The 24,318-nt window shown below is 67.3% G+C and carries 17 protein-coding genes; 9 read left to right on the plus strand and 8 right to left on the minus strand.

Annotated elements, in window-relative coordinates; translation table 11 throughout:
- The first annotated feature begins 17 nt into the window (after positions 1 to 17).
- The 9 genes from KT882_RS24980 (at position 18) to KT882_RS25020 (ending at position 14,828) form a co-directional block, all read left to right on the plus strand.
- Positions 18 to 1,907, plus strand: coding sequence for a flagellar hook-length control protein FliK (locus KT882_RS24980; RefSeq protein ID WP_161073664.1), 1,890 nt, complete (start codon positions 18 to 20; stop codon positions 1,905 to 1,907).
- Positions 1,908 to 1,992: 85 nt separating this feature from the next.
- The gene (fliL, locus tag KT882_RS24985; protein ID WP_161073665.1) at positions 1,993 to 2,490 is read left to right on the plus strand and encodes a flagellar basal body-associated protein FliL; all 498 of its coding nucleotides are present in this window, start codon (positions 1,993 to 1,995) and stop codon (positions 2,488 to 2,490) included.
- A 29-nt stretch (positions 2,491 to 2,519) separates the two neighbouring features.
- On the plus strand, positions 2,520 to 3,500 hold the full coding sequence (gene fliM, locus KT882_RS24990; RefSeq protein ID WP_161073666.1) for a flagellar motor switch protein FliM: 981 nt from the start codon (positions 2,520 to 2,522) through the stop codon (positions 3,498 to 3,500).
- A 12-nt stretch (positions 3,501 to 3,512) separates the two neighbouring features.
- Positions 3,513 to 3,932 (plus strand): flagellar motor switch protein FliN, encoded by a 420-nt coding sequence (gene fliN, locus KT882_RS24995; protein ID WP_161073667.1) that lies wholly within the window; start codon positions 3,513 to 3,515, stop codon positions 3,930 to 3,932.
- On the plus strand, positions 3,929 to 4,564 hold the full coding sequence (fliO, locus tag KT882_RS25000; protein ID WP_228893576.1) for a flagellar biosynthetic protein FliO: 636 nt from the start codon (positions 3,929 to 3,931) through the stop codon (positions 4,562 to 4,564). The genes fliN and fliO overlap by 4 nt, the downstream gene beginning before the upstream one ends.
- Positions 4,554 to 5,315 carry a flagellar type III secretion system pore protein FliP gene (gene fliP, locus KT882_RS25005; RefSeq protein WP_161073669.1) on the plus strand — a complete coding sequence of 254 codons (762 nt, stop codon included), beginning with the start codon at positions 4,554 to 4,556 and terminating at the stop codon, positions 5,313 to 5,315. Before fliO ends, fliP begins: the two co-directional genes overlap by 11 nt.
- A 12-nt stretch (positions 5,316 to 5,327) precedes the next feature.
- Entirely contained in the window at positions 5,328 to 5,597 is a 270-nt protein-coding gene (fliQ, locus tag KT882_RS25010) for a flagellar biosynthesis protein FliQ (protein ID WP_161073670.1), read from the plus strand.
- Positions 5,598 to 5,628: 31 nt separating this feature from the next.
- Positions 5,629 to 6,504, plus strand: a complete 876-nt coding sequence (gene fliR, locus KT882_RS25015; protein ID WP_228893577.1) for a flagellar biosynthetic protein FliR — start codon at positions 5,629 to 5,631, stop codon at positions 6,502 to 6,504.
- Between the two features lie 77 nt (positions 6,505 to 6,581).
- A complete protein-coding gene (locus KT882_RS25020; RefSeq protein ID WP_228893578.1) occupies positions 6,582 to 14,828 on the plus strand; it encodes an iron-regulated protein frpC in 8,247 nt (2,748 codons plus the stop codon).
- 154 nt (positions 14,829 to 14,982) lie between these two features.
- On the opposite strand, the gene flgL is transcribed toward KT882_RS25020, so the two are convergent.
- The 8 genes from flgL to KT882_RS25060 all read right to left on the minus strand — a co-directional run bounded on the left by flgL (position 14,983) and on the right by KT882_RS25060 (position 24,315).
- Positions 14,983 to 16,242: a flagellar hook-associated protein FlgL gene (gene flgL, locus KT882_RS25025; RefSeq protein ID WP_161073673.1), complete on the minus strand. Its 1,260-nt coding sequence runs from the start codon at positions 16,240 to 16,242 to the stop codon at positions 14,983 to 14,985.
- A gap of 34 nt (positions 16,243 to 16,276) precedes the next feature.
- Positions 16,277 to 18,238: a flagellar hook-associated protein FlgK gene (gene flgK / locus KT882_RS25030; RefSeq protein ID WP_161073674.1), complete on the minus strand. Its 1,962-nt coding sequence runs from the start codon at positions 18,236 to 18,238 to the stop codon at positions 16,277 to 16,279.
- A 97-nt stretch (positions 18,239 to 18,335) separates the two neighbouring features.
- Positions 18,336 to 19,334 (minus strand): flagellar assembly peptidoglycan hydrolase FlgJ, encoded by a 999-nt coding sequence (gene flgJ / locus KT882_RS25035; RefSeq protein WP_161073675.1) that lies wholly within the window; start codon positions 19,332 to 19,334, stop codon positions 18,336 to 18,338.
- A gap of 10 nt (positions 19,335 to 19,344) precedes the next feature.
- Complete coding sequence (locus KT882_RS25040; RefSeq protein WP_371869372.1) at positions 19,345 to 20,457, minus strand: flagellar basal body P-ring protein FlgI; 1,113 nt, start codon at positions 20,455 to 20,457, stop codon at positions 19,345 to 19,347.
- Positions 20,457 to 21,119 (minus strand): flagellar basal body L-ring protein FlgH, encoded by a 663-nt coding sequence (locus KT882_RS25045; protein WP_161073676.1) that lies wholly within the window; start codon positions 21,117 to 21,119, stop codon positions 20,457 to 20,459. The genes KT882_RS25040 and KT882_RS25045 overlap by 1 nt, the downstream gene beginning before the upstream one ends.
- Before the next feature lie 15 nt (positions 21,120 to 21,134).
- On the minus strand, positions 21,135 to 21,917 hold the full coding sequence (gene flgG / locus KT882_RS25050) for a flagellar basal-body rod protein FlgG (protein ID WP_161073677.1): 783 nt from the start codon (positions 21,915 to 21,917) through the stop codon (positions 21,135 to 21,137).
- A gap of 68 nt (positions 21,918 to 21,985) precedes the next feature.
- On the minus strand, positions 21,986 to 22,729 hold the full coding sequence (gene flgF, locus KT882_RS25055) for a flagellar basal-body rod protein FlgF (RefSeq protein ID WP_161073678.1): 744 nt from the start codon (positions 22,727 to 22,729) through the stop codon (positions 21,986 to 21,988).
- A gap of 32 nt (positions 22,730 to 22,761) precedes the next feature.
- The gene (locus tag KT882_RS25060; RefSeq protein WP_161073679.1) at positions 22,762 to 24,315 is read right to left on the minus strand and encodes a flagellar hook protein FlgE; all 1,554 of its coding nucleotides are present in this window, start codon (positions 24,313 to 24,315) and stop codon (positions 22,762 to 22,764) included.
- Positions 24,316 to 24,318 lie beyond the last annotated feature (3 nt).

Genomic DNA, 24,318 nt, shown 5'->3' on the forward strand with positions numbered 1-24,318 from the left:
CACCATACGGCACCATCATGCAGACACCGCTCATCACGACCACCACCGGCACCGGCGCGAACGCCAGCGCGCAGGCGGCCAAAGCCACGTCTTCGGCGCCGGACAACCAGTTCATGCAGGCATTGACGCGCCAGATCGAGCGCCAGGCTTATGTCCGCCCTGCCGCACCGGCCGCCGCGTCGGCGCAGCCCAGCCGCGCCAGCCAGGCCAGGAGCGCGCAGCCGGCGCAGAACGCCGCACGTCCCGCCACGCCCAGCCAGCAGCAGGCGCGCGCCGCCGACCAGCCCAAAGCTGCCGCCGCGCCGAAAACCGAGCGCGCACCGGCCAGTCCGTCCGCCGAGGGCAGCAAGCAGGCCGGCGGCAACGCCGCCCAGGCAGCCGACAACAATGCCGGCACCGCAGCCGCGCCGGCCGCTACCGCCGCCAACGCGGGCGTGCAAGACGCCAGCGCCGGCGCCAGCCACACCGGCGGTGGCAACGGCGCCGAAACGGCGGACCACGCATCCAATGACGCCACCGACGCCGCAGATGCAGCCACGCAAGGCGCTTCCGATGCCGCAGCAGCGCAAGCCGCCGACCCGATGGCCGCCATGCTGGCCCTGATGGCGGCCTTCAACCAGCCTGCACCGGCTTCGGCCAGCGCGGCAGACGGCGATGCCAGCGCAGCCAAGGCATCCCTGTCATCGCTGCCGGGCCGGCAGGACCAGGCGGCCGACGCGCTGGCTGGCCTGCAGCCGGACGCCGACGTTGAGGGCAAGGCGGCGGATGCAGCAAACGCCGCATCCGCTGCGGCCGCGCTGGACAGCGAAACCGCCAACAGCGCCGCCGCCCCGGCAGCGCCGGACGCCGCCTTCCAGGCCGCGCTGGACGCGGCAGCCCAGGCTGCGGAGAAACAGAATCCACAGGCCAGCGGCCAGGCGCAGGGCGCCGCCAGCGCGGCAGGTGCAGCGACGGCAGCCGGCGCAGCGGCAAACGCGGCGGCGGGTGTGCCCGCAAACGCCGCCGCAACGGCTGCAGCGAAGAACTCGGTGGCGCCCCCAGCTACCGGCGCTGCGACTGGCCCGGCCAGCAACACTACGGCAGACTCGGGGGCGGAATCCGCTCCCCTGCCGTCCCTGTTCAGCCTGTCCGACATCCCAGCTCCAGCGGCCGATGCCGCAGCGCATGGCGCCGGCCCCAAAGATAGCGGCGAGCAGGCGCTGCAAGCAACGGGCGGTGCAGCAGGCGGCGCGGCTGGTGCAGCAGGCGCCGGCACGCAAGCCGCCGCGCAGGATGGCGGCCCGGCCTTGGCCGCCCGCGCCCAGCCCGACACCGATGTCCAGGCAGCCGCCGCGCGCAACGTGAAAGCGGACTTCGCCGCCGCCCTGAAGGAAGCCGCGCCGGCGCCCACCGTGATCGCGCCAGCCGCGCAAGCCCAATTGGCCACCGCGCAAGCGGCCAACGCCGTGGCCAGCAATCAGCTGCAGGCCCGCGTCGGCACCGCCGCCTGGGACCAGCAGGTGGGCCAGAAGGTGGTCTGGATGGCGGCCGGCGGCGAACAGAGCGCCACGCTGGAACTGAATCCGCCCGACCTCGGCCCGCTGCAAGTGGTGCTGAACGTGTCGAACGACTCGGCCAGCGCCAGCTTCAGCTCGGCCCAGCCGGAAGTGCGCGCCGCGCTGGAGGCGGCCATGCCGCGCCTGCGTGAAATGATGGCCGACGCCGGCATCCAGCTGGGCAACGCCACCGTCTCGGCCGGCATGTCGGATCAAAACAACGGCTCCGCCCAGGCCGGCGCTGCGCAACAGGACAGCGGCCGCAGCGGCAGGGGCTCCGGCGGCGGCGGCAACGACGGCGGCGGCGATGCCGCGCCGGTGGCGCCTCCTCCACGCCAGCGTCCGCGCGGCATGGTCGATACCTTCGCCTGAGCATTCTGAGCGGCACGCATTGCGTGCCATAATGGCGGCATGATCCACTTTAGCTGCAAGGGTAACTTTGAAAGCGAATCCAAAATTGAAAGCGGAACCTAAAGCTGAGGCTGCCGCTCCGGCCAACTCCAAGAAGCTGGTCCTGATCATCAGCGTCGTGGCGCTGCTGGCGGCTGCCGGCGGCGGCGGCGCGTGGTTCATGCTCAAGGGCGGCGGCGGCGAGGAAGCGCCGGCCAAGCACAAGAAGTCGGCCCCCGCCAAGGCGGGTCCGCCGGTCTATGTGACGATAGAGCCCTTCACCGTCAATCTGCAGCCGGAAAACGGCGAGCAGTATCTGCAGCTGGCGTTCACGCTGCAGGTCAGCGGCCTGGAGGAAGTGGAAGTCATCAAGAACAATATGCCCAAGGTCCGCAGCCGTTTGCTGCTGCTGTTGTCGAGCAAGAAGGCGTCCGAGATCAACACGCCCGAAGGCAAGCAGCAGCTCAGCGCCGAGATCATGGAACAGGTGCGCGCGCCCTTCGAGGACCGCGGCCCGCAACAGGATGTGACGGAAGTGCTGTTCACTTCCTTCATTATTCAGTAATTACTTAGCAATCAAGCAAGCAGAAAGCCATGGCTGATAATTTTCTCTCCCAGGAAGAAGTTGATGCCCTTTTAAAGGGTGTCAATGGCGACCAGGACGACGCTGCGGCGCCGGAAGAAGTCGCGGGAGTCAGAACCTATAACCTGGCGACCCAGGAGCGCATCGTCCGGGGCCGGATGCCGACGCTCGAGATCATCAACGAGCGTTTTGCCCGCCTGCTGCGCGTGGGCCTGTTCAACTTCCTGCGCCGCAGCGCCGAGGTGTCGGTGGGTTCGGTGCGGGTGTCCAAGTACAGCGAATTCATCCGCAACCTGGTGGTGCCCACCAATCTGAACCTGGTGCACATGAAGCCACTGCGCGGCACCGCGCTGATGGTGTTCGATCCGGGCCTGGTGTTCCTGCTGGTGGACAATCTGTTCGGCGGCGACGGCCGCTTCCACACCCGGGTCGAGGGCCGCGACTTTACGCAGACCGAACAGCGCATCATCCTGCGCATCCTGGACATTGTGTTCGAGGCCTACACCAAGTCCTGGGAGCCGGTGTATCCGGTCGAGTTCGAATACATCCGCTCGGAAATGAACACCCAGTTCGCCAATATCGCCACGCCGAACGAGGTGGTGGTGGCGTCCACCTTCACGGTGGAGCTGGGTTCGGTGTCGGGCCAGATCCACTTCTGCATGCCGTACTCGATGATCGAGCCTATCCGCGACGCGCTGACCTCCTCGCTGCAGGGCGAAGCGCTGGAAGTGGACAAGCGCTGGATCCGTTTGATGACGCAGCAGATCCAGATTGCCGAGGTGGAGCTGATTGCGCGCCTGGGCACGGCCAAGGTGTCGTTCGACGAAATCCTCAACATGCGGGTGGGCGACATCATTCCGCTGACGATACCGGAAAGCATAGAAGCCACGGTGGACGGCGTGCCGGTGCTGGACTGCACCTACGGCGTGCTGAACGGACAATACGCGCTAAAAGTAGAGAAACTGCTGGCGAACACCGATAATACGAAATAACTGGAGAGAAACATGTCGGATAATCAAGACGATCAAAGCCTGGATGATGATTGGGGCGCCGCGATCGCCGAACAGGCCAAGGCGGAAGCCGATGCATTGCAGAACCAGCAAGCCGCGCAGGCCGCTGTGTTCCAGGACTTTTCCAAGCAGCCGTCGAAAACCGAAACGCACAACGATATCGATTTCATCCTCGATATTCCGGTCCAGCTGACGGTGGAACTGGGCCGCACCAAGATCGCCATCAAGAACCTGCTGCAACTGGCGCAGGGCTCGGTGGTGGAGCTGGACGGCCTGGCCGGCGAGCCGATGGACGTGCTGGTGAACGGCTGCCTGATCGCCCAGGGCGAGGTGGTGGTGGTGAACGACAAGTTCGGTATCCGCCTGACCGACATCATTACGCCTTCCGAACGCATCCGAAAACTGAATAAATGAAGCCTGCATTCCCGTTTGCCCTGCTGGCGGCGCTGGCCCTGGCCGGCGCGCCGGCGCTGGCGGCGCAAACCGCCTCCGGTTCGATTTCTTCGGCCAGCCCGCCCGTGGCGGCCGCCCCAGCCGCCGCTCCGGCCGCCTCTGCTCCAGTTCCTGCCGCCGCTCCCGAGGCCTCCGTCGCCCCGGCCCCGGCCGCCACGCCGGAACAGCAGGCCGCACTGGCCGGCGCCCGCCCTGCCCCTGCCGCCGCCCCGGCCCCCGCCATCGACCCGGCGCTGGCCCCCACCGCCACCGGCAGCCTGCTGACCACCATCTTCTCGCTGATCCTGGTGCTGGGCCTGCTGGTCGGCCTGGCCTGGCTACTCAAGCGCTTCGGCCCGAAAACCATCACCGGCGGCGCCAACGTCAAGCTGGTGGGCGCGCTGAGCGTGGGTGCGCGCGAGCGCATCCTGGTGGTGGAAGTGGGCGAACAATGGATCGTCGTGGGCGCCTCGCCCGGCCGCATGAACGCGCTGGCCACGCTGCCGCGCCAGGAAGGCGCGGCCGGCCTGGACGCGCAGGCGGGCGCCGCCCTGCCCGGCGCCAACTTTGCCGAGTGGTTCAAACAGACTATAGAAAAACGTAATGGCAAATAAGCAAGGCAAGACCGCCATCCTGAAGTGCCTGCTCGCGGCGGGCCTGGCGGCCGTGCCGCTGCTGGCCGGCGCCGACCCGACCATCCCCGCCTTCACCAGCACCCCGGCCGGCGGCGGCGGCACCAACTACGGGCTGTCGCTGCAGACGCTGATCCTGATGACGGCGCTGACCTTCATCCCGGCCGCGCTGCTGATGATGACCGGCTTCACCCGCATCATCATTGTGCTGTCGCTGCTGCGCCAGGCCATGGGCACCCAGTCGGCGCCGCCCAACCAGGTGATGGTGGGCCTGGCCCTGTTCCTGACCCTGTTCGTCATGGGCCCGGTGTTCGACAAGATCTACAGCGAAGCCTATCTGCCGCTGCAGGAAAGCAAGATCACCATGCAGCAGGCGCTGGAAAAGGGCTCGGCCCCGCTCAAGTCCTTTATGCTCAAGCAAACCCGGCAGGCCGACCTGGCCCTGTTCGTCAAGCTCTCGCGCACGCCCGCGCTGCAGGGGCCGGAGGACGTGCCGCTGCGCGTGCTGATTCCCGCCTTCGTCACCAGCGAGCTGAAAACCGCCTTCCAGATCGGCTTTGCCATCTTCATCCCCTTCCTCATCATCGACATGGTGGTGGCTTCGGTGCTGATGTCGATGGGGATGATGATGATGTCGCCCGCCGTCATCTCCCTGCCCTTCAAGCTGATGCTGTTCGTGCTGGTGGACGGCTGGCAGCTGCTGATCGGCTCGCTGGCCCAGAGTTTTTACTGATAAGGAGCGCCCATGACACCCGAAAGCGTCATGACGATGGGCCGCGTCGCCATGGAGGTGACGCTGATGGTCGCCGCCCCCATGCTGCTGGTGGCGCTGGTGATCGGCCTGGTGGTGTCCATCTTCCAGGCCGCCACCCAGATCAACGAGGCCACGCTGTCCTTCATACCCAAGCTGGTGGGCATCTTCGTGGCCCTGGTGGTGGCCGGGCCGTGGATGCTGTCGGTCATGCTGGACTATATGCGCAGCGTGTTTACCGGCATTCCCGGCCTGGTGAATTAGTGCTGCAAAAAAATAGCACGGCGGCGGGCTCATGATTACGCTCTCGAGTGCCGATATCAATACATGGATCGCCTCTCTGCTGTGGCCGCTCACGCGGATACTCGGCCTGATCTCCGCTGCGCCCGTGTTCGGCAACCGCAGCGTGCCCACCACCGTCAAGGTGGCGCTGGGCGTGATGCTGGCCATGATTATCGCCCCGACCGTGCCGGCGCTGCCTGCTGCCGACCCCATGTCCTACGCCGGGCTGCTGATCGTGGTGCAGGAACTGCTGGTCGGCGCGGCCATGGGCTTCACGCTGCGCATCGTGTTCGCCGCCATCGAGATGGCTGGCGAGATCAGCAGCCTGACCATGGGCCTGGGCTTCGCTACCTTCTTCGACCCCAACACCCAGGGCCGCTCGTCGGCCATCAGCCAGTTCCTGGCCCTGGTTGCCACTTTGGCATTCTTGTCCGTCAACGGCCACCTGGTGCTGCTCTCTGCGCTGGCCGAAAGCTTCCAGACCCTGCCCATCTCCGGCATCCCGGTCAGCGGCGGCGGTTTCAAGCATATGGCGGACTGGGGCGCCCGGATTTTCAGCGCCGGCATGCAGCTGGCGCTGCCCATAGTTGCCGCGTTGCTAATTACCAACATTGCATTAGGCATACTGACCCGGGCGGCGCCCCAGCTGAACCTGTTCGGCATCGGTTTTCCGATTACGCTGGGCATCGGTTTCCTGGTGCTGGCCATGACGCTGCCCTATATGGCGACCCCGCTGCAGAAGCTGTTCCTGCAAGGCATAGAGAGCGCGCGGCAGTTCCCGCGCAGCTGGGCGGCGCGCGACATTCCGCCCCCGGCGCCGCCTCCGCAGCGGCTGGCGCCGGGCGCCATTCCGCGTGTTGCGCCGCCGCAAACACCGCTCAAGAATTAGGCAACGGTTACAATCAATTGATTTCCCTAGGGCAAGTCCTGGTGTATCATGGTTGAGCCGTCCAGGAGAAAATACCTATGAGTTCCCTCGTCCCAACCTTCAGTACCGACCAGATCGCTTCGTTCACCACGGAGCAGCTCGCCCAATTCACAACGGCCGAGATCCGGGAACTGACGACGGAACAGATGCAGGTCCTGTCGAGCGACCAGCTCAGCCATTTGCTGACGCACCAGGTCGCCGCGCTGGAAACCGAAGACCTGGCTGCCCTCACCACCGACCAGATCACCCAGTTCACGTCCCAGCAGTTCGCCGTGCTGAGCACCGGCCAGGTGGCCGCGCTGAGCACCAATCAGATGCTGGTGATGGAAACGGAAGACGTGCGCGCGCTGCGTTCGCAGCAGATCGCCGCCCTGAATTCCGCCCAGTTCGGCGCCCTGAGCACCGACGCCATCCAGGCGCTGGCCACCAGTCAGCTGGCCGCGCTCGGTTCGCGCCAGGCCGTCGGCCTGACCAGCGACCAGCTGGCCGCCTTCGACAGCCGCCAGCTCAACGCCATCAACCGCAACGCCATCGCCGCGCTGGACACGCTGCAGATCAGCACCCTGGTGACGGCCGCCCTGGCCGGCATGAACAGCGCCCAACTGAGCGCGCTGAACTCGCTGCAAGTGCCGGCCCTGACCACCGACCAGATCGTGGCGCTGACCAGCGCCCAGTTCAACAGCCTGCCGGCCGGCTCGCTGCAGCTGCTGGGCACCGACCAGATCATGGCGATCGAGACCAACGACATCGCCGGCCTGACCTCGGCCCAGCTGGCCACCTTCAACTCCAGCCAGCTGCAGGCGCTGAGCAGCGACCAGATCGCCGCCCTCAGCACCCTGCAGGCCGCCGCGCTGAACAGCGCCACGCTGTCGCGCCTGACCACCGACCAGATCGCCGCGCTGGAAACCAGCGATGTGCGCGCGCTGAGCTCGCGCCAGGTGGGCTTCCTGAGCACCAGCCAGATCGCGGCGCTCAGCACCGCCCAGCTGGCCGCCATGGACACCGGCGACCTGCGCGGCCTGAGCGCGGCGCAAGTGGCCGCCCTCAGTTCGGACCAGCTGATCGGCCTGGACGGCCTGGTCCCCTTCAGCACCGTGCAGATCCGCGCGCTGACCTCGGACCAGATCGGCACGCTGGAAACCCAGGACATCGCCAGCCTGGGCAGCCAGCAGCTGGGCGCCCTGAGCAGCGAGCAGGTGGCCGCGCTCACGTCCGACCAGATCGTGGCGCTTACCGTGGCCCAGTTCAGCGCCATGGCCACCTCGGTGCTGGCCGCGCTGAGCACCGACCAGATCACCCAGATCGAAACGCGCGACATTGCCGCGCTGCGCACCAACCAGATCATCCGCATGGGCAGCGAGCAGATCGCCGCGCTCACGCTGGCGCAGTTCGGCGCGCTCAGCAGCCTGGCCATCGGCGCCCTGGGCAGCAACCAGGTCAGCGCGCTGACCTCGGACCAGCTCGACGCGCTGAGCACCCTGGCCGGCATGTCGACCCGCCAGTTGGCGGCGCTGACGTCGGACCAGATCAGCACGCTGAGCACGCGCAACATCGTCACGCTCGACAGCCGCCAGCTCAACGCGCTCAAGGCCGAGCAGGTGGTGGCGCTGGGCAGCGACCAGCTGATCGCGCTGACCACGCGCCAGGTGCAGGGCCTGAACAGCGCGGCCCTGCAGGCGCTCACCACCGACCAGGTGGCCGCGATAGAAAGCAGCGACATCCGCGCCCTGCTGAGCACGCAAATCAGCAAGTTCACCACGGCCCAGATCGCCGCCCTGACCACCGAACAGATCGCCGCGCTGAGCACGTCCGCCGAAGCGGCGCTGACCTCGGTGCAGATCGGCGCCCTGAGCACCGACCAGCTGGGCGCCCTGGTCTCGCTGGCCGCGCTGACCTCGCTGCAGTTCCGCGCCCTCACCAGCGACCAGATCGCCGCCTTCAGCAGCGCCAGCATCGCCACGCTGAAAACCTCGCAGGTGGGTGCGCTCAACAGCTCGCAGCTGCAGGCCTTCACCAGCGACCAGCTGGTCGCGCTGACCACGGCCCAGGTGCGCGTGCTGACCTCGGCCGCGCTGGCCGGCCTGTCCTCGGACGCGGTGAGCGCGATCGAAGCGCAAGACATCGCCGCGATGACCTCGCGCCAGCTGCAAGCCTTCTCCAGCGAACAGCTGCAGGGCCTGACCACCGAACAGATCTTCGGCCTGAGCACCGGCGCGGCCGCCGCGCTGTCGGTCGACCAGCTCAACCAGCTGAGCGCAGACCAGCTCGACGCCATCGCCTCGCTGGCCGTGCTGAGCACGCGCCAGATTGCCGGCCTGAGCTCCGACCACATCCTGGCCATGAACACGACCGACCTGGCCAGCCTGCGCAGCAGCCAGATTGCCGCCCTGCAGACGGCCCAGGCCGCCCTGCTGAACAGCGACCAGCTGGTCGCGCTGACCACCCTGCAGATCCGCGCCCTGAGCAGCACGGCGCTGCGCGCGCTGAGCAGCGACCAGGTGGCCGCGATCGAAGTGGAAGACATCGCCGCGCTGCGCAGCAACCAGCTGTCAAGCATGCTGACGGCGCAGATTGCCGCCCTCACCACCACGCAGATTTTCAACCTGAGCTCGGCCCAGATCAGCGCCCTCACGCCGGCCCAGAAAGCGGCCCTGAGCAGCGAGCAGCTCGCCGCGCTGAGCACGCTGGCCTCCTTCAGCACGGCCGCCATCGCGGCCATGACGACCGACCAGATCGCCTCGCTGTCGGACGCCACGGTGGAGCGCCTGAGCTCGGCCCAGATCGCCGCGCTGACCTCGGCGCAGATCCAGGCGCTCACCAGCAACCAGGTGATCGCGCTGACCACGCTGCAAGTGCGCGCGCTGACCGCCAATGAACTGGCGGCGCTGACCTCGGACCAGCTGCAGGCCATCGAAGTGCGGGACCTGAACGCGCTGCGCACCAACCAGCTCAACCTGCTGGCCACCGACCAGATCAACGCGCTCACCTCCACCCAGTTCGGCGCGCTGGCCACCACCGCCATCGCCGCCCTGTCCACGCAGCAGATCGCCGCGCTGGGCCAGGACAAGCTCGACAGCCTGCTGTCGCTGGCCCCGCTGTCCAGCCGCCAGATCGGCGCGCTGACCACCGACCAGATCGCCAACCTGGCCGACGACAAGATCACCACGCTGAAGACCAGCCAGATCGCCGGCCTGACCAGCAGCCAGATCCGCGCCCTGAGCGGCACCCAGATCATCGCCTTCGACAGCGCGCAGATCCGCAGCCTGAGCAGCGCCACCCTGGCCGCGCTCAGCACCGACCAGATCGCCGCCATCGAGGAAGCCGACATCGCCGTGCTGCTCACGCAGCAGATCCGCGCCCTCAGCACGGCCCAGATCCAGGCGCTGACGGTGACCCAGCTGCAGAACTTCAGCACCCAGGCCATCGCCGCGCTGACCACCGCGCAACTGAACGCGCTGGACCAGGACCAGCTCGCCGCGCTGAGCACGCTGGCCGGCCTGAACAGCAACCAGATCGCCGGCCTGTCGTCGGACCAGATCAAGGCGCTCACGCTGGGCCAGGTCGCCGCGCTGCGCACCGGCCAGGTGATGGCGCTGAGCACCACCCAGCTCAGTTTCTTCAGTTCGGCCCAGGTGCAGGCCCTGACCAGCACCCAGATGCGGGTGCTGTCGCGCAATGCGCTCAACGCGCTGCGCTCGGACCAGCTGGCCGCCGTCGAGGCCGAGGAAATCGGCCTGCTGACCACTGGCCAGATCGCCGGCCTGAGCTCGGCCACGCTGCGCTCGCTCAGCGTGGACCAGCTGTCCTACCTCACCAGCGCAGGCATCGCCGCCATCAACAGCGTCGCGCTGGCTGCGCTCAACAGCACCCAGATCGACGCCTTCAGCAGCCTGAAGGGCCTGAGCTCGGCCCAGATCGGCTACCTCAGCTCCGACCAGGTGCACGGCCTGGTCGACGCCGACCTGCAGGCGCTGAGCACGCGCCAGCTCGGCGGCCTGGGCAGCGCCCAGATCGGCGGCCTGAGCGGCGCCCAGCTGGCCCTGCTGTCGAGCGCGCAGATCCGCGCCCTCAGCCTCAAGGCCATGGACGGCCTGAGCACCGCGCAGATGGCCGCGCTGACGGTCGATGCGCTGCGCGTCATGACCACGGCGCAGATCGCCGGCCTGAGCACCACCCAGCTCAAGACGCTCGACACCGTGCAGCTGCACGCGCTGACCAGCTCCGCCATCGCGGCACTGCTGCCTAGCCAGCTGGCCGCGCTGTCGGACGCCCAGCTGGCCTCGCTGGGCAATATCGGCGACTACACCACCACCATGATCGCGGCCATGGGAACCAGCCGCATCGCCGCGCTGGCGCTGGAAGATATCCAGCTGCTGAGCACGCGCCAGCTGTACGCCTTCAATTCGATCCAGCTGGGCGCGCTCACCACGGCGCAGCTGGTCGCGCTCGACAGCCGCCAGGTGGGCGGCTTCAATTCGACCGCCATCTCCGGCCTGAGCACCAGCCAGATCGCGCAGATCGAAGTGGACGACATGCCCGGCCTGAAATCGACCCAGCTGACGGTGCTGTCCAGCAGCCAGCTGGCGGCCCTGACCGTGGACCAGTTCGCCCGCCTGAGCAGCACCAGCCTGTCGCTGCTGCGCACCGCGCAGATCGGCGCGCTGACCACCAACCAGCTGGCCGCGCTGGCCTCGCTGGGCGGCTTCAACAGCGTGCAGCTGCGCGCCCTGACCTCGTCCCAGCTCGGTTCGCTGAGCGGCGAGCGCCTGGCCACCTTGACGTCGCTGCAGCTGGCCGGCCTGTCCAGCACCCAGATACGCCAGCTCAACGCCGACCAGCTCAACGGCCTGGACACGCGCCAGTACGCCACCATGGCCACCCGCCAGCTGGCCGCGCTGAGCACCGACCAGATGGCGCTGATGGCGCTGGACGACCTGGGCGCGCTGCGCTCGGGCCAGGTTGCCAGTCTCAGCACCGCCCAGCTGCGCGCCCTGAGCGGCGAGCAGATCAGCTTCCTGTCGACCGCCGGCATCGGCATGCTCAACAGCGCGCAGGCCACCGGGCTGAGCAGCCTGCAGCTGATGGCGCTGACCACCGCCCAAGTGCGCGCGCTGGCCACCCGTTCACTGGCCGCGCTGAGCACCGACCAGATCGCCGCCATGGAAGTGCCGGACATCGGCGCGCTGCGCAGCCACCAGATCCGCGCCCTCACCACGGCCCAGATCGCCGCGCTGACGGCCGACCAGCTGGCCGGCCTGAGCGACACCCAGATCTCCTCGCTGACCACGGTCCAGCTGGGCGCGCTGAACTCGTCGCAGTTCAACCAGCTCAACGCGCTGTCGCTGCTGTCGCCGCTGCAAGTGGCGGCGCTGCCGACCCAGCGCATCGCCACGCTCGACGAAACCCAGATGGGGCAGCTGAAAACCAGCCAGGTGGCCGCGCTCACCACGCCGCAGATCGCCGTGCTGAGCACGACGCAGCTGCAAGCGCTGAGCACGGCGCAATGGCGCGCCCTCAGCATCGCCGCGCTGCGCGCCCTGAACACCAGCCAGATCGCCGGCCTGGACCCGGCCGACCTGGCCGCCCTCAACAGCGCCCAGTTCGCCAATCTGCGCACCGAGCAGATCCGCGCCTTCACGCCGGACGAAATGGCCGCCCTGACCTCGGTGGAAATCAACGCCCTGACCAGCGTGCAGCTGGCGGCGCTGACCACCACCCAGCTGGCCCTGCTGCCCGGCTTGCAGGGCTTCGGCCCGGGCCAGCTGGCCGGCCTGTCGAGCCAGCAGCTGTCCTCGCTGGACGACGCCAAGCTGTCCTCGCTGGGCACGCTGCAGCTGGCCGCGCTGGGCAGCCTGCAGATCTCCTGGCTGACCAGCTTGCAGCTGCCGGTGCTCAGCACGGCCCAGATCCGCGCCATCAGCACCGCCGCGCTGGGCGGCCTGAACAGCAGCCAGCTGCGCGCGCTGGAAGACGCCGACCTGCAGGCGCTCACCACGCGCCAGTTCGCCAGCCTGCGCACCTGGCAGATCCAGGCGCTCACCGACGCCCAGATGACGGTGCTGACCTCGGCCGAACTGGCCGCGCTGACCACGGCGCAGATGCGCGCGCTGAGCACCAGCCAGCTGCTGGCGCTGCCCAACCTGGAAGGCTTCGGCCTGGTGCAGATGGGCGCACTGTCGAGCAACCAGCTCGCTTCGCTGGACGAGGCCCACCTGGCCACCATACGCACGGCGCAGTTCGCCGCGCTGACCAGCCAGCAGCTGTCGTGGCTGACGGCCGCGCAGCTGGCCTCGCTGAGCGCCGGCCAGGTGCGCACGCTGACCAGCACCGCGCTGAACGGCCTGAACACGGCGCAGATGCGCGCCATCGAGCTGGAAGACCTGGCCGGCATGACGACCATGCAGATCTCCGGCCTGCGCACCGAACTGGTGGGCAGCATGAGCAATGAACAGATCGGCGTGCTCAACTCGCGCCAGCTGATGAGCCTGAAAGTGACCCAGGTGGCCGCGCTCAGCACGTCGCAGCTGACCGCGCTGACCACGCTGGCGCCGCTGACCACGGTGCAGCTCAACGCGCTGACGTCGGCCCAGGTGGCCGCGCTCGACCCGGGCCAGCTCGACACGCTGCGCAGCACCCAGATCGCCGGCCTGAACACGCGCCTGCTGAGCCTGCTGACGCCGACCCAGATCACCAACCTGAACACGCTGCAAGTGCGTTCGCTGCTGGCCACCCAGCTCGGCGCGCTGAACACGGCGCAGCTGCGGGCCATCGACCTGGACGACATCTCCGTGCTGAGCTCGGCGCAGATGGCGGGCCTGAAAACCCAGCAGATCGCCGCGCTCGGCAACGACCAGCTGGCCTCGCTGAGCACGCGCACCATCGCCGGCCTGAGCGTGCCGCAGATCAGCGCGCTGACCACCGCCCAGGTCAGCGCCTTCAGTTCGCTGGCGCCGCTGACGGCGGCGCAAGTGGCCGGCTTCAACTCGGCCCAGGTGGGCAGCCTGGGCGTGGACCAGATCCTGACGCTGAAGACCACCCAGATCGCCGCCTTGGGCGTGGCCTTCGCCAACGGCCTGACCGCGGCGCAGCTGGCCGCGCTGACCAGCAGCCAGATCAACGCGCTGGGCTCGAAGGCGCTGGCCGCGCTGACGGCCACCCAGCTCAACGCCATGGAAATCGACGACCTGCAAGTGATGCGCAGCAGCCAGATCGCGCTGCTCACCACGCTGCAGATCGCCGGCCTGGGCGTGCCGCAGATCAGCGCGCTCAACACCAGCCAGATCCGCGCGCTGAAGGTGGCGCAGATCCAGGCGCTGACCACGCTGCAGCTGCAGAATATGACGCTGATCGAGTTCGGCGCCTTCACGGCCACGCAAGCCGGCGGCCTCAGCGCCGCCCAGCTGGCCAGCATGTCGAGCGAGCAGATCCACGCTACCCCGCTGGGCAGCCCGCTGCAGCTGGACCTGGACGGCAACGGCATCAGCACCGTGGCCATGGCCGACGGCGTGCAGTTCGACCTGTTTGCCACCGGCGCGCCGGTGCAGACCGGCTGGGCCGCCAAGGGCGACGCCCTGCTGGCCCTGGACCGCAACCACGACGGCCGCATCAACGACGGCAGCGAGCTGTTCGGCACCAGCACCCGCCTGGCCGACGGCAGCCGCGCCGCCGACGGCTTCCAGGCCTTGGCGGCGCTGGACAGCAACGGCGACGGTGTGGTCGACAGCCGCGACAGCGCCTTCGGCCAGCTGCGCGTGTGGGTCGACGGCAACAAAGACGGCGTCAGCCAGGAAGGTGAATTGCGCACCCTGGCCGAAGCCGGCGTGGCCAGCCTGAACACCGGCGCGGCCAAGGCCAGCGAGAAGGACCAGGGCAACTGGATAGGCCTGAGCGGCAGCTTCCAGACCACCGACGGCCGCACCGGCGCCATGGCCGACGTCTGGTATCTGACCGACCGCAACGACGCGAAAGCAGCGGCGTCCGCGCCGGCGGCGAGCCCGGCCGCGCCGGACACCCTGCGCGACCAGGTGACGGCGCTGACCAAGGCGCTGTCGGGCTACAACCAGGCGGCGGAAGCGGACGGCAAGAACGCCTTGTCCTGGCAGGCGCCGGACGGCGCCGGCGTCTCCGCGCCGCCGGCCAGCGGCACGCTGGCGGCCGGCGTGGACGAGCTGGCGCGCCAGCTGCAGCACTTCGGCAATCTGTCGCCGGTCTCCGGCGCCGGTTCCGAACTGCACAGCAACTGGAAACGCCAGCCGCCGGTGCAAGGCATCCTGGCCGACAAATAAAGGCCGGAAACGCAAAAGGGGCGCTGAAAACAGCGCCCCTTTTTTTTACAATGCGATTGCACACCGTTCGCCCGCAATCGCACATGGGACAGCGTACCAACGTAGGGCGGGTTAGCGGGCAAAGCCCGCGTAACCCGCCAGCGCCGCCGCCGACTTAACCGATGTAATTGAACAGTGACAAACCCGTCAGCGTTTTATACGACTTCTGCGCCGCCTCCAGGTTGATCTGCTGCTGGGTGAACTGGGAAATGGCCTTGATGGTGTCCACCTCGGTCAGATTGGACAGCGTGCTGGCGTACTGGATATTCAAGTCCTCGCCCGAGCTGTCCAGGTAATCCAGCTCCTTCATGCGCGCGCCCACGGAGGCGCGCACCGCCAGCAGGTTGTCCGAGGCGTTGTCGATATTCGAATTGACCTGGTTCAAGGCATTGGTCAGCCTGGCCTGTCCGGCCGCGCCCTCGCCGTCCTGGCGCAGCGCCGTCAGCAGGTCGCGCATGGTCTCGAACACGGACTTCTTGTTGCTCGGGTCCACGGTGAAAGTGTCCAGATCGGCCGGATCGCCCTTGATCTCGAACTGCAGGCCGTCAAAGCTGATGCTCTGGCCGCTGGTGTAGGGAATGGGATCGGGCGGCACCGGGTTGGGCGGCACCGGCTGGTTCAGGGTCAGGTCCGTCACCGTGTAGGTGGTCACCTTGGGCACGCCCGGGGTGGCCGGTATCACCGAGAAATTGATGGCGTACTGGTGGTCGGTCAGCGCGCTGGTGTCGGTCACGGCGCCGGGCGAGATAATGCCGGTGCCGCCGCGGCCGTAGTTGGCCGGGTCCACGCCGGTCTTGAAGCTGCCGTTGCCGGTGGCGTTGTTCTCGAAAATGGCCGAACCCGAATCGCTGACGCTGATTTTGCGCGAGGATCCCACTTGCAGGGTGCGCTCGCCCTGGTCGCCCTGGTAGGTGGCGCCGGTGGCGTTGAGCGAAAACGGAATGCTGTCCTTGAAGCCGGAGAAGATGTAGCCGCCCGAACCGTCGGCCGTGTTGGCGATGCCCAGCAAATCCTGCAGCCGGCCCTCCAGCTCCACCGCCAGCGATTCGCGGTCCTTATTCGTCATCGAGCCGTTGCCGGCGTTCACCGTCAGGGTCTTGATGTCCTGGAGCAGCGACGTGGCCGAGGCCAGCGCCACCTCCTCCTGCGACAGCGAGGAGCGCGCGTTCGAGCGGTTGGTGGCCAGCTGCGTGTTGATCGACTGCGACTGCGTCACCTCCAGCGCGCGCGCCGAGGCGATGGGATCGTCGGCTGGGGTCAGCACGCGGCGGCCTGTGGCCAGCTGCTGCTGGGTCTTGGCCAGCGAGGTCTGCAGCGTGCCGAGCTGGCCCACGCCGTTGTCATAAATGGTCTTGGAACTGATGCGCATGGTCATGATGCTTTTCCTTGCTTGCTGCTAAGCGTATGAGTTACCGGCCCAGCGAGATCAGCACGTCGAACAGCGTGCTGGCGATCTGCATCACCTTGCCGGAGGCCTGGTAGGCCTGCTGGTAGCGCAGCAGATTGGCCGCCTCCTCGTCCAGGTTGACGCCCGATACGCTCTGCTGGGCGTTGCTGGCCTGCTTGACCGCCGCCGTGGCCGCGTCGGCGCCGATCTGCACTTCGCGCGTCTTGTTGCCGACGAAGTTGACCATGGACGCATACGCGCTCTGGTAGGTGGTCTTGCCGCCGTTCAGGATGTTCTTGGCCTGCAGGTCGCCCAGCAGCGCGCCGTTGCGGTTGTCGCGCGTGCCGCCGGTGTTGGGGCCGACGGTGAAGCTGTCGGTGTCGCCCGGGGTGCCGCTGATGGAAATGTTCACGCCGCCAAAGCTGATCGAGGCGCCGTCCGTGTACGGTATCGACGGTGTGCCGGCCGGATAGGTGGTGCTCACGCCGTTGGCCGTCACCACCACATCCTGGGCGGCGGGGAAGCCGCTCAGCGAGCCGGTCAGCGCGTCATAGCTCAGCGTGACGGGCGCGGCCAGCGCATTGCCCGCCGTCAGGTAGTTGCTGTCCACCGTGCCGGGCGTGATCTTGCCGTTGCCGGTGTTGCTCAGCGGCGCGTTGGTGACGATGGGCGCGGCCAGCGCGATCTTGCCGACGTCGGTCAGCGACACCTTGAACTCGGAGGCCGCCATATAAGTCGGGCGCACGGCGAAATGGTCGCCCGTCGCCGGCGTGCCGCTGAGCGTGTATTCCACCCCGTCCACGATTTGCGGGCCGGTGGTCTGCGGATAGGTCAGCACGGTGGATTGGCCGTCCGAGGCGCGCTTGAGCACGTAGTTGGTGCCGTCGAAGTTGAGGTCGTAGTCGCTGGTGGTGAGCGCGCTGGCGTCCTTCACCACACCGGTCACCACCGCCGTGCTGACCGGGCTGTTGCGCGAATCCACGCCGATATAGGCGTTGATGTCGGAGAAGAAATTGCCGCCCAGCGCGCCGTTGCGGTCCTGGCCCAGCTGGTGCTGGGCGTTGAAGCTGGCCGCGAGGCCGGCCGCCACCTGGCCCAGCTCGTTGCGCGCGCGGTCCAGCGAGCCGCTGCGGAACTCCAGCAGGCCGCCCAGCGCACCGCCCGTCAGCGCCGATTCCGGCAGCGGCGAGATCTCGTTATTGGTCTGGTAACCGATGGTCATGCGGGTGGGGTCGGTCAGCGAAGGCGTGGTGGCCAGCGCGAAATTGCGGTTGCTGATCACCAGCGGCTGGCCGGTGCCGATGGACACCGTCAGCGAGTGCGCGTCGCCCTGGGTCACGGTGACCTTGACCAGCTTGTTCAGCTCGCTGATCAGCTGGTCGCGCTGGTCCAGCAAATCGTTCGGCGCGCGCGACGGGTCCACCGTCAGGCCGGCGATATCGTTGTTCAGCTTGCCGATCTGCTCGGCATAGGAATTAATCTGCGTCACGGTGGACGTGATCTCGCTGTTGACCCCGTCGCCGATCTCGGTCAGGCGGTCGCTCAGGCCCTGGAAGCGGGCCGCCAGCGTGTTGGCGGTCGACAGCATGGCGCTGCGCGAGGCGTCGGTGGCCGAGTTCGAGCTGGCGTCCTGCACGCCCTTGAAGAAGTCCTGCAGCGCCGGCGACAGGCCGGAGGTGCTGTCGGCCAGCAGGTTGTCGATCTGGCTGATCTGGGCGTAGAAGCCGTCCAGGCTGGCCTCGTTGGCTTCCGCGCCCAGCAGCTGCTTGGTCAGGAAGTCGTCGTACTGGCGCTTGATCTGGGTCACTTCGGTGCCGGTGCCGACAAAGAAGCCGCCGCTGGCCTCCGGCTGCATATTCGACTGCACGAGGGTCTGGCGGCTGTATCCCGGCACGTTGGCGTTGGCGATATTGTGCCCCGTGGTGGACAGGCCTACCTGGGCCGCCAGCAAGCCGCTTTTGCCTATGCTGAGAAGACTGGACATGGTGTGTTTACTTTCTGTATATACGTAGTCTACGGCAGCGGCTGCCAAAACTTGAAATGCACACGGGCAACAGTGTGCCCGTCCGCGTTAAACATGGTTACGCCAGCGACTGCTGGATGATGCGCGTGAGCTTGCTGGCGTACTGCGGATCGGTGGCGTAGCCGGCTTTTTGCAGGCCGTGCGCGAACTTGCTGGCGTCGCCGGCGCTGGCCAGGACTTTCTCGTAGCGAGGGTTGTCGGTCAGCAACTTTGCATAATCCTTGAAACTGTCGGCATAGCTGTCGTAGGCGCGGAAGCGCTCCACCTTCTGCTGCGGCTTGCCGTTGACGAACTCCGTGGTGACGGCCTCGACCGTCTTGCCCTTCCAGCCCGGGCCGGCCTTGATGCCGAACAGATTGTTGCTGTTGCTGCCATCGCGGCCCTTGATCTCGCGCTTGCCCCAGCCGCTTTCCAGCGCCGCCTGGCCCAGCATGAACTTGGCCGGGATGCCGGTGGCCTTGCTGGCCTCGTCCGCGTGGCTGCCCAGCTTGCTCTGGAAGGCGCGCACATGGGCCGCCTGCGAGCCCTTGCCGCTGTCCATGGCGGCGGCGCTGCCGCCCGGCACGTCGGCCTGGGCGCCGGCCTTGGCCGAGGCCGCCGCGCCGCCCGCCGCCTCGATGGCGCGCTGCAGCCTGGCCGCCACGGCCGCGCTGGCCAGGCTGCCGGTGTTGGGAATGCCGGACGCATCCGACGGGGCGGTCTCGCCGCCCAGCGCCAGCGCCTGCTCGTTCTGCTTGGACAATTGCCGCACCAGCACGTCGGACAGGCCCACGCCCTTCTTGGCCAGGTTCTGGCTGGTCTGCTGGTCCAGCATGGAGGTGAACATCTTGGTCTGCTGATTGTCCAGCATGCCTTCGCCCGGCGAAGCCTCGCGCATGCTTTTCATCATCATGTTGATGAACATGGCCTCGAACTGGGTGGCGGCGCCTTTCAGCGCGTCCGGCGAGCCGGCGTTGGCGCCCTTGCGCAGCGCGGCCGCGCCCTTGACGTCGGCGGCCAGGGTGGCGCTCAGGTCGTTGGCGCTGCTGCCGGCGGTGCTGGAGGCTTGACGTATCATGGCGGCCTCCTCAAATGATCTCGAGCTCGGCGCGCAGCGAACCGGCGGCCTTCATCGCTTGCAGTATCGCCAGCAAATCCTGCGGCGTGGCGCCGATGGCGTTGAGCGCCTTGACCACGTCGGCCAGCTGGGCGCCGCCCTTGACCAGCATGACCTTGCCGCCGTCCTTCTTGATGTCGATATTGGCGTTCTGCGTGACCACGGTCTGGCCGCCGGACAGCGGGCCGGGCTGGCTCACCTGCGCGTCGGTGGAGACCGACACCGTCAGGTTGCCGTGCGAGATGGCGCAGGTTTCCAGCGCCACCGCCTGGTTCATCACCACCGAGCCGGTGCGCGCGTTCATGATCACCTTGGCGGCCATCTGGGCCGGGTTCACCTGCAGGTTCTCCAGCGTGCCGATAAAGGACACGCGCTGGTCGCTGCTGGAAGGCGCTTGCACGCGGATCACGCGGCCGTCCAGCGCGTAGGCGATGCCGGCGCCGAATTTGTCGTTGATCGCCTCCACCACCCGGCTGGCGGTGGAAAAGTCGGTGGTGTTCAGTTCCAGCTTGATCTGGTTGCCCTCGCCCAGCGAGTTGGCCACCGCGCGCTCGACCGTGGCGCCGCCGGAAATGCGGCCCACGCTCAGGTGGTTCACCACCACCGAGGTGCCGCCCGACTGCGCGCCCACGCCGCCCACCAGCACATTGCCCTGCGCCATGCCGTACACCTGGCCGTCCGCGCCTTTGAGCGGCGTCATCAGCAAGGTGCCGCCGCGCAGGCTTTTCGCATTGCCCATGGACGAGACGGTCACGTCCATCAGCTGGCCCGGCTGGGCGAAGGCCGGCAGCGAGGTGGTGACCATGACGGCCGCCACGTTCTTCAGCTGCAGGGTGTTGGCGGCCGGCAGGGTGATGCCCATCTGCTGCAGCATGGACATCACGGTCTGCACCGTGAACGGGGTCTGGGTGGTCTGGTCGCCGGTGCCGTCCAGGCCGATCACCAGGCCGTAGCCCATCAGCTGATTCTGGCGCACGCCGGCCACGCTGGCCAGGTCTTTCAGGCGCTCGGCCTGTACAGGCTGGGCCAGCAGGCACAGGGCGGCCGCGGCGGCGGCGAGGAGTTTGCTTGGAGTTTTCATCATCAGAATGGCAGTACGCTGAGGAAGAAGCGCGCCGCCATGGAATTCACTTCGGCGCGGTCGATCTTGGCGCTGGTGCGGTATTCCACGCGCGCGTCGGCCACGGCGGTCGAGGCCACGGTGTTGCCGGTGCCTATGGTGTCCGGATTGATCATGCCGGAGAAGCGGATGTATTCCACGCCCTTGTCCAGCGCGATCTGCTTCTCGCCGGCCACGATCAGGTTACCGTTGGGCAGCACCTCGACCACGGTGGCGCCCATGGTGCCGGTGAAGGTGTTGCTGGCGCTCTGGCTGGCGTTGTCGGCGAATTTGTTGTCGGCGCTGGTGGTGATCTGGCTGCCGAAGGTGCCGGCCAGCTGGCCCGGCGCCTTGAAGTTGACGCTGCCCGACTTGCCGCCCGCGCTGGCGCCGCTCTTCACGGCCGAGGTCTTCTCGGTGATGACGATGTTGATCACGTCGCCCACCAGGCGCGCGCGGCGGTCCTCGAAATGCGGACGGTAGTTCTGCACCTGGAAGATGGCGCCGCTGGTCGGCGCGGCCATCTGCGCCTGCGTCAGCGGACGCGCGGTGGTGGCGCCCTGCACGATGGAGGTCGGCGCGGTGCCGCAGCCGGCCAGGGGCAGGCTCAGCGCCAGCATGGCGGTGACGGGAGTGATCAGTTTCATGGCGGTGCTCCTTGCTTACAGCTGCGACAGCTTGGCCAGCATCTGGTCCGAAGTGGTGATGGCCTTGCTGTTGATTTCGTAGGCGCGCTGGGTCTGTATCATGTTGACCATTTCCTCGACCACGTTGACGTTCGAGGTTTCCACATAGCCCTGCAGGATGACGCCGGTGCCGTTGGTGCCGGGCGTGTTGTTCTGCGCCGCGCCGGAAGCGCCGGTTTCCACGTACAGGTTCTCGCCCTTGGACTCCAGGCCGGTGGGATTGATGAAGGTGGACAGCTGGATGCTGCCGATCTGCTGCGCGGCGGTCTGGCCCGGCAGGGTCACGGACACGGTGCCGTCGCGGCCCACGGTGATGCTGTTGGCGTTGATGGGGATGGTGATGGCGGGCTGCAGCACGAAGCCGCTGGAGGTCACCATCTGGCCGTTGCTGTCGCGCTGGAAGGAGCCGTCGCGGGTGTAGCCGGTGGTGCCGTCGGGCAGCAGCACATTGAAGAAGCCGTTGCCGTTGACCATCAGGTCTTTATCGTTGCCGGTGGCCTGGGGGTTGCCCTGGGTGTGGATGCGCTCGATGGCGACCGGGCGCACGCCGGTGCCCACCTGCATGCCCGATGGCAGCTGCGTCTGCTGCGACGACTGGGCGCCGGGCTGGCGCACATTCTGGTACAGCAAGTCCTCGAACACGGCGCGCGACTTCTTGAATCCGTTGGTGCTGACGTTGGCCAGGTTGTTGGCAACCGTGTCCATCTGCGTCTGCTGCGCTTCCATGCCAGTCTTGGCTATCCACAGCGATCGTATCATTTGCTTTCTCCCGTAATGGTCGTGGCAGCCGGAGCTTTTTCCACGTCACCATTATGCAGGGTCGGGCATTAAGTCAAAGCGAGGATCTGGGTGGCTTTCGCGGCGTTATTCTCGGCATTCTTCAGCAAGCTCATTTGCGTCTCGAACTGCCGGCCCAGCGAAATCATGTTGACCATGGCGTCCACCGGATTGACGTTGCTGCCCTCGAGCGCGCCGTCCACCAGGCGCACATTGACGTCCGGATCGGCCGGCAGGCCGCTCTTCTGGCGGAACAAGCCGTCCGTGCCGCGCTCCAGGCCCCTGGTGTCCGGATTGACCAGCTTGATGCGGCCCAGCACATTGGCCGGCCCCGGCTTGGTCTGGCTCGTATCGATCACGCTGACGGTGCCGTCGGCCGCCACCGCCACCTCGCTTTGCGGCGGGATGGCGATGGGACCGTTCTCGCCCACCAGCGTCTGGCCGCTGGTGGTTTGCAGCAGGCCGTTCTCGCTCACCTTCAGGCTGCCGTTGCGCGTGTACGCCTCGGAGCCGTCGGACGACTGCACCGCCATCCAGCCCTCGCCGCGCAGCGCCACGTCCAGGCTGCGGCCGGTGGTCTGGATGGGACCGGCGCGGAAGTCCGCCCCCACCGTGGAGTCGACCACGAAGGTGCGCGTCGGCAGCCCCTCCGACTGCACCGGCACGGCCCGGAAAGAATCGAGCTGGGCGCGGAAGCCGGTGGTGGTGGCGTTGGCCAGGTTGTTCGACGTGGTGGCCTGCTGCTCCAGGATATGCCTGGCGCCGGTCATGGCGGTGTAGACGAGACGGTCCATTGCTGCCTTTCCTTCTCTTGCTAGGCGTTCGATTAACGCAGGTTGACCAGCGTCTGCAGCACCTGGTCCTGGGTCTTGATGGTCTGCGAGTTGGCCTGGTAGACGCGCTGCGCCGTGATCATGTTCACCAGCTCGGCCGTCAGGTCCACGTTCGAGGTTTCGACCGACGAGGAACGCAGCTGGCCGTTGGCGCCGGTGCCCGGCACACCCACCTGCGGCGTGCCCGAGGTCGAGCTCTCGGCCCACGCGTTGTTGCCCAGAGGCGTCAGGCCGTCGTTGTTGGCGAAGTTCACCAGCACGATCTGGCCCAGCGGACGCGATTTGCCGTTGCTGTACTGGCCCAGGATCACACCGTCCGCCCCGGCCGCGAAACGCTCCAGGTGGCCGGACGAATAGCCGTTCTGCGTGGACGCTTTTTCACTGGTGGCGGTGCCGTACTGCGTGGTGCCGGTGAAGCCGGTGCTGATGGTCAGCGGCGCGACCGAGCCGGTGTTCGGGAAGATAGGCAGCGTGAGCGTAAACGGCATGGTCTGCGGCGGCACCAGGTTGGCCATCGCAGTCGTGCTCAGCGAACCCTTTTGATCGAAGATCAGCGTGGCGGCTTTGCTTGGCGGCGCGGAGATAGCCTTCGACAGCGCCAGATTGATGGCGTCCGGATTGGTGCCGACGATGGCGCCCACGTTGGCCGGGTTGCCGGCGCCGCCATACAGGGCCGCCAGCGCAGCGCTTTGTTCAGGCGTCACGCCGGGGATGGCGTCCAGCACAGCCTGCATGGCCGCACCGGCCGCGTCGGCGTAGTCGATCGCAGCCTGGGCGATGGTGGGCTGGTCGCCGCCTTGCACCGCCGCTTGGTAGGCTGCCCGCGCGGCAATGGCGCCAGGATCGGTCGCGGCGGCGGCGGCTACCGTGGCGGCATTCATTTCCAGGCCGTCGCTGGCAACATACACATCCCAGGTATTGGCGTCGGTCTTTACGTAATAGGTCGACAGCACGTGCGGATTGCCCAGCGTGTCGTACACGTCCAGCACGGTCTGCTTGTTGTAGGTCAGCGGGTCCTTGGCGTTGAACGGAATTTTTTCCGGCACCTTGCTGCGGGAATCAAGGTTCAGCTCGTAATTGGCCGTGGTGGTGGCCACCGGCACCAGGTCGGCCGTGTCGATCTGGATCGGCTCCGGCGCGCCCTGCAGGATTACGCCGTCGCTGGTGGCCGGGTAGCCGGTGATGGCGTTGCCCTGCGCGTTGATGATGGTGCCGCTTTTATCGAGCTGGAACTGGCCGTTGCGGCTGTACTGCACGCCGCCGCTGGGGGTGGTGGTGCGGAAGAAGCCGCCGCCGTTGATCGAGATGTCCAGCGGGTTGTTCGAGGTTTCGATATTGCCCTGCGTGAACTGCTGCGCCAGGCGCGAGACCGACACGCCGATACCGGCGTTGTTGCCGCTCACGCCGTTCAGCGAATTGGCGTACAGGTCGGCGAACTGCGCTTGCGAGCCCTTGAAACCCACGGTACTGGCGTTGGCGATATTGTTGCCGATAACGTCCAGAGATTTGGAAGCGGCGTTCAGGCCGCTGAGTCCTTGTTGGAACATGAT

It is taken from the genome of Pseudoduganella aquatica (genome assembly GCF_020865585.1).
Lineage (GTDB): Bacteria > Pseudomonadota > Gammaproteobacteria > Burkholderiales > Burkholderiaceae_D > Rugamonas > Rugamonas aquatica_A.

Bases quoted from the DNA above. Each gene is read 5' to 3' on its own strand.
- fliP (WP_161073669.1), top strand. From the start codon at position 4,554: ATGGCAAATAAGCAAGGCAAGACCGCCATCCTGAAGTGCCTGCTCGCG.
- KT882_RS25020 (WP_228893578.1), top strand. From the start codon at position 6,582: ATGAGTTCCCTCGTCCCAACCTTCAGTACCGACCAGATCGCTTCGTTC.
- KT882_RS25045 (WP_161073676.1), bottom strand. From the start codon at position 21,119: ATGAAACTGATCACTCCCGTCACCGCCATGCTGGCGCTGAGCCTGCCC.
- flgL (WP_161073673.1), bottom strand. From the start codon at position 16,242: ATGACCATGCGCATCAGTTCCAAGACCATTTATGACAACGGCGTGGGC.
- fliN (WP_161073667.1), top strand. From the start codon at position 3,513: ATGTCGGATAATCAAGACGATCAAAGCCTGGATGATGATTGGGGCGCC.
- KT882_RS25040 (WP_371869372.1), bottom strand. From the start codon at position 20,457: ATGATGAAAACTCCAAGCAAACTCCTCGCCGCCGCCGCGGCCGCCCTG.
- fliM (WP_161073666.1), top strand. From the start codon at position 2,520: ATGGCTGATAATTTTCTCTCCCAGGAAGAAGTTGATGCCCTTTTAAAG.
- flgF (WP_161073678.1), bottom strand. From the start codon at position 22,729: ATGGACCGTCTCGTCTACACCGCCATGACCGGCGCCAGGCATATCCTG.
- fliQ (WP_161073670.1), top strand. From the start codon at position 5,328: ATGACACCCGAAAGCGTCATGACGATGGGCCGCGTCGCCATGGAGGTG.
- KT882_RS24980 (WP_161073664.1), top strand. From the start codon at position 18: ATGCAGACACCGCTCATCACGACCACCACCGGCACCGGCGCGAACGCC.
- flgK (WP_161073674.1), bottom strand. From the start codon at position 18,238: ATGTCCAGTCTTCTCAGCATAGGCAAAAGCGGCTTGCTGGCGGCCCAG.
- flgG (WP_161073677.1), bottom strand. From the start codon at position 21,917: ATGATACGATCGCTGTGGATAGCCAAGACTGGCATGGAAGCGCAGCAG.
- fliO (WP_228893576.1), top strand. From the start codon at position 3,929: ATGAAGCCTGCATTCCCGTTTGCCCTGCTGGCGGCGCTGGCCCTGGCC.
- fliR (WP_228893577.1), top strand. From the start codon at position 5,629: ATGATTACGCTCTCGAGTGCCGATATCAATACATGGATCGCCTCTCTG.
- flgJ (WP_161073675.1), bottom strand. From the start codon at position 19,334: ATGATACGTCAAGCCTCCAGCACCGCCGGCAGCAGCGCCAACGACCTG.
- KT882_RS25060 (WP_161073679.1), bottom strand. From the start codon at position 24,315: ATGTTCCAACAAGGACTCAGCGGCCTGAACGCCGCTTCCAAATCTCTG.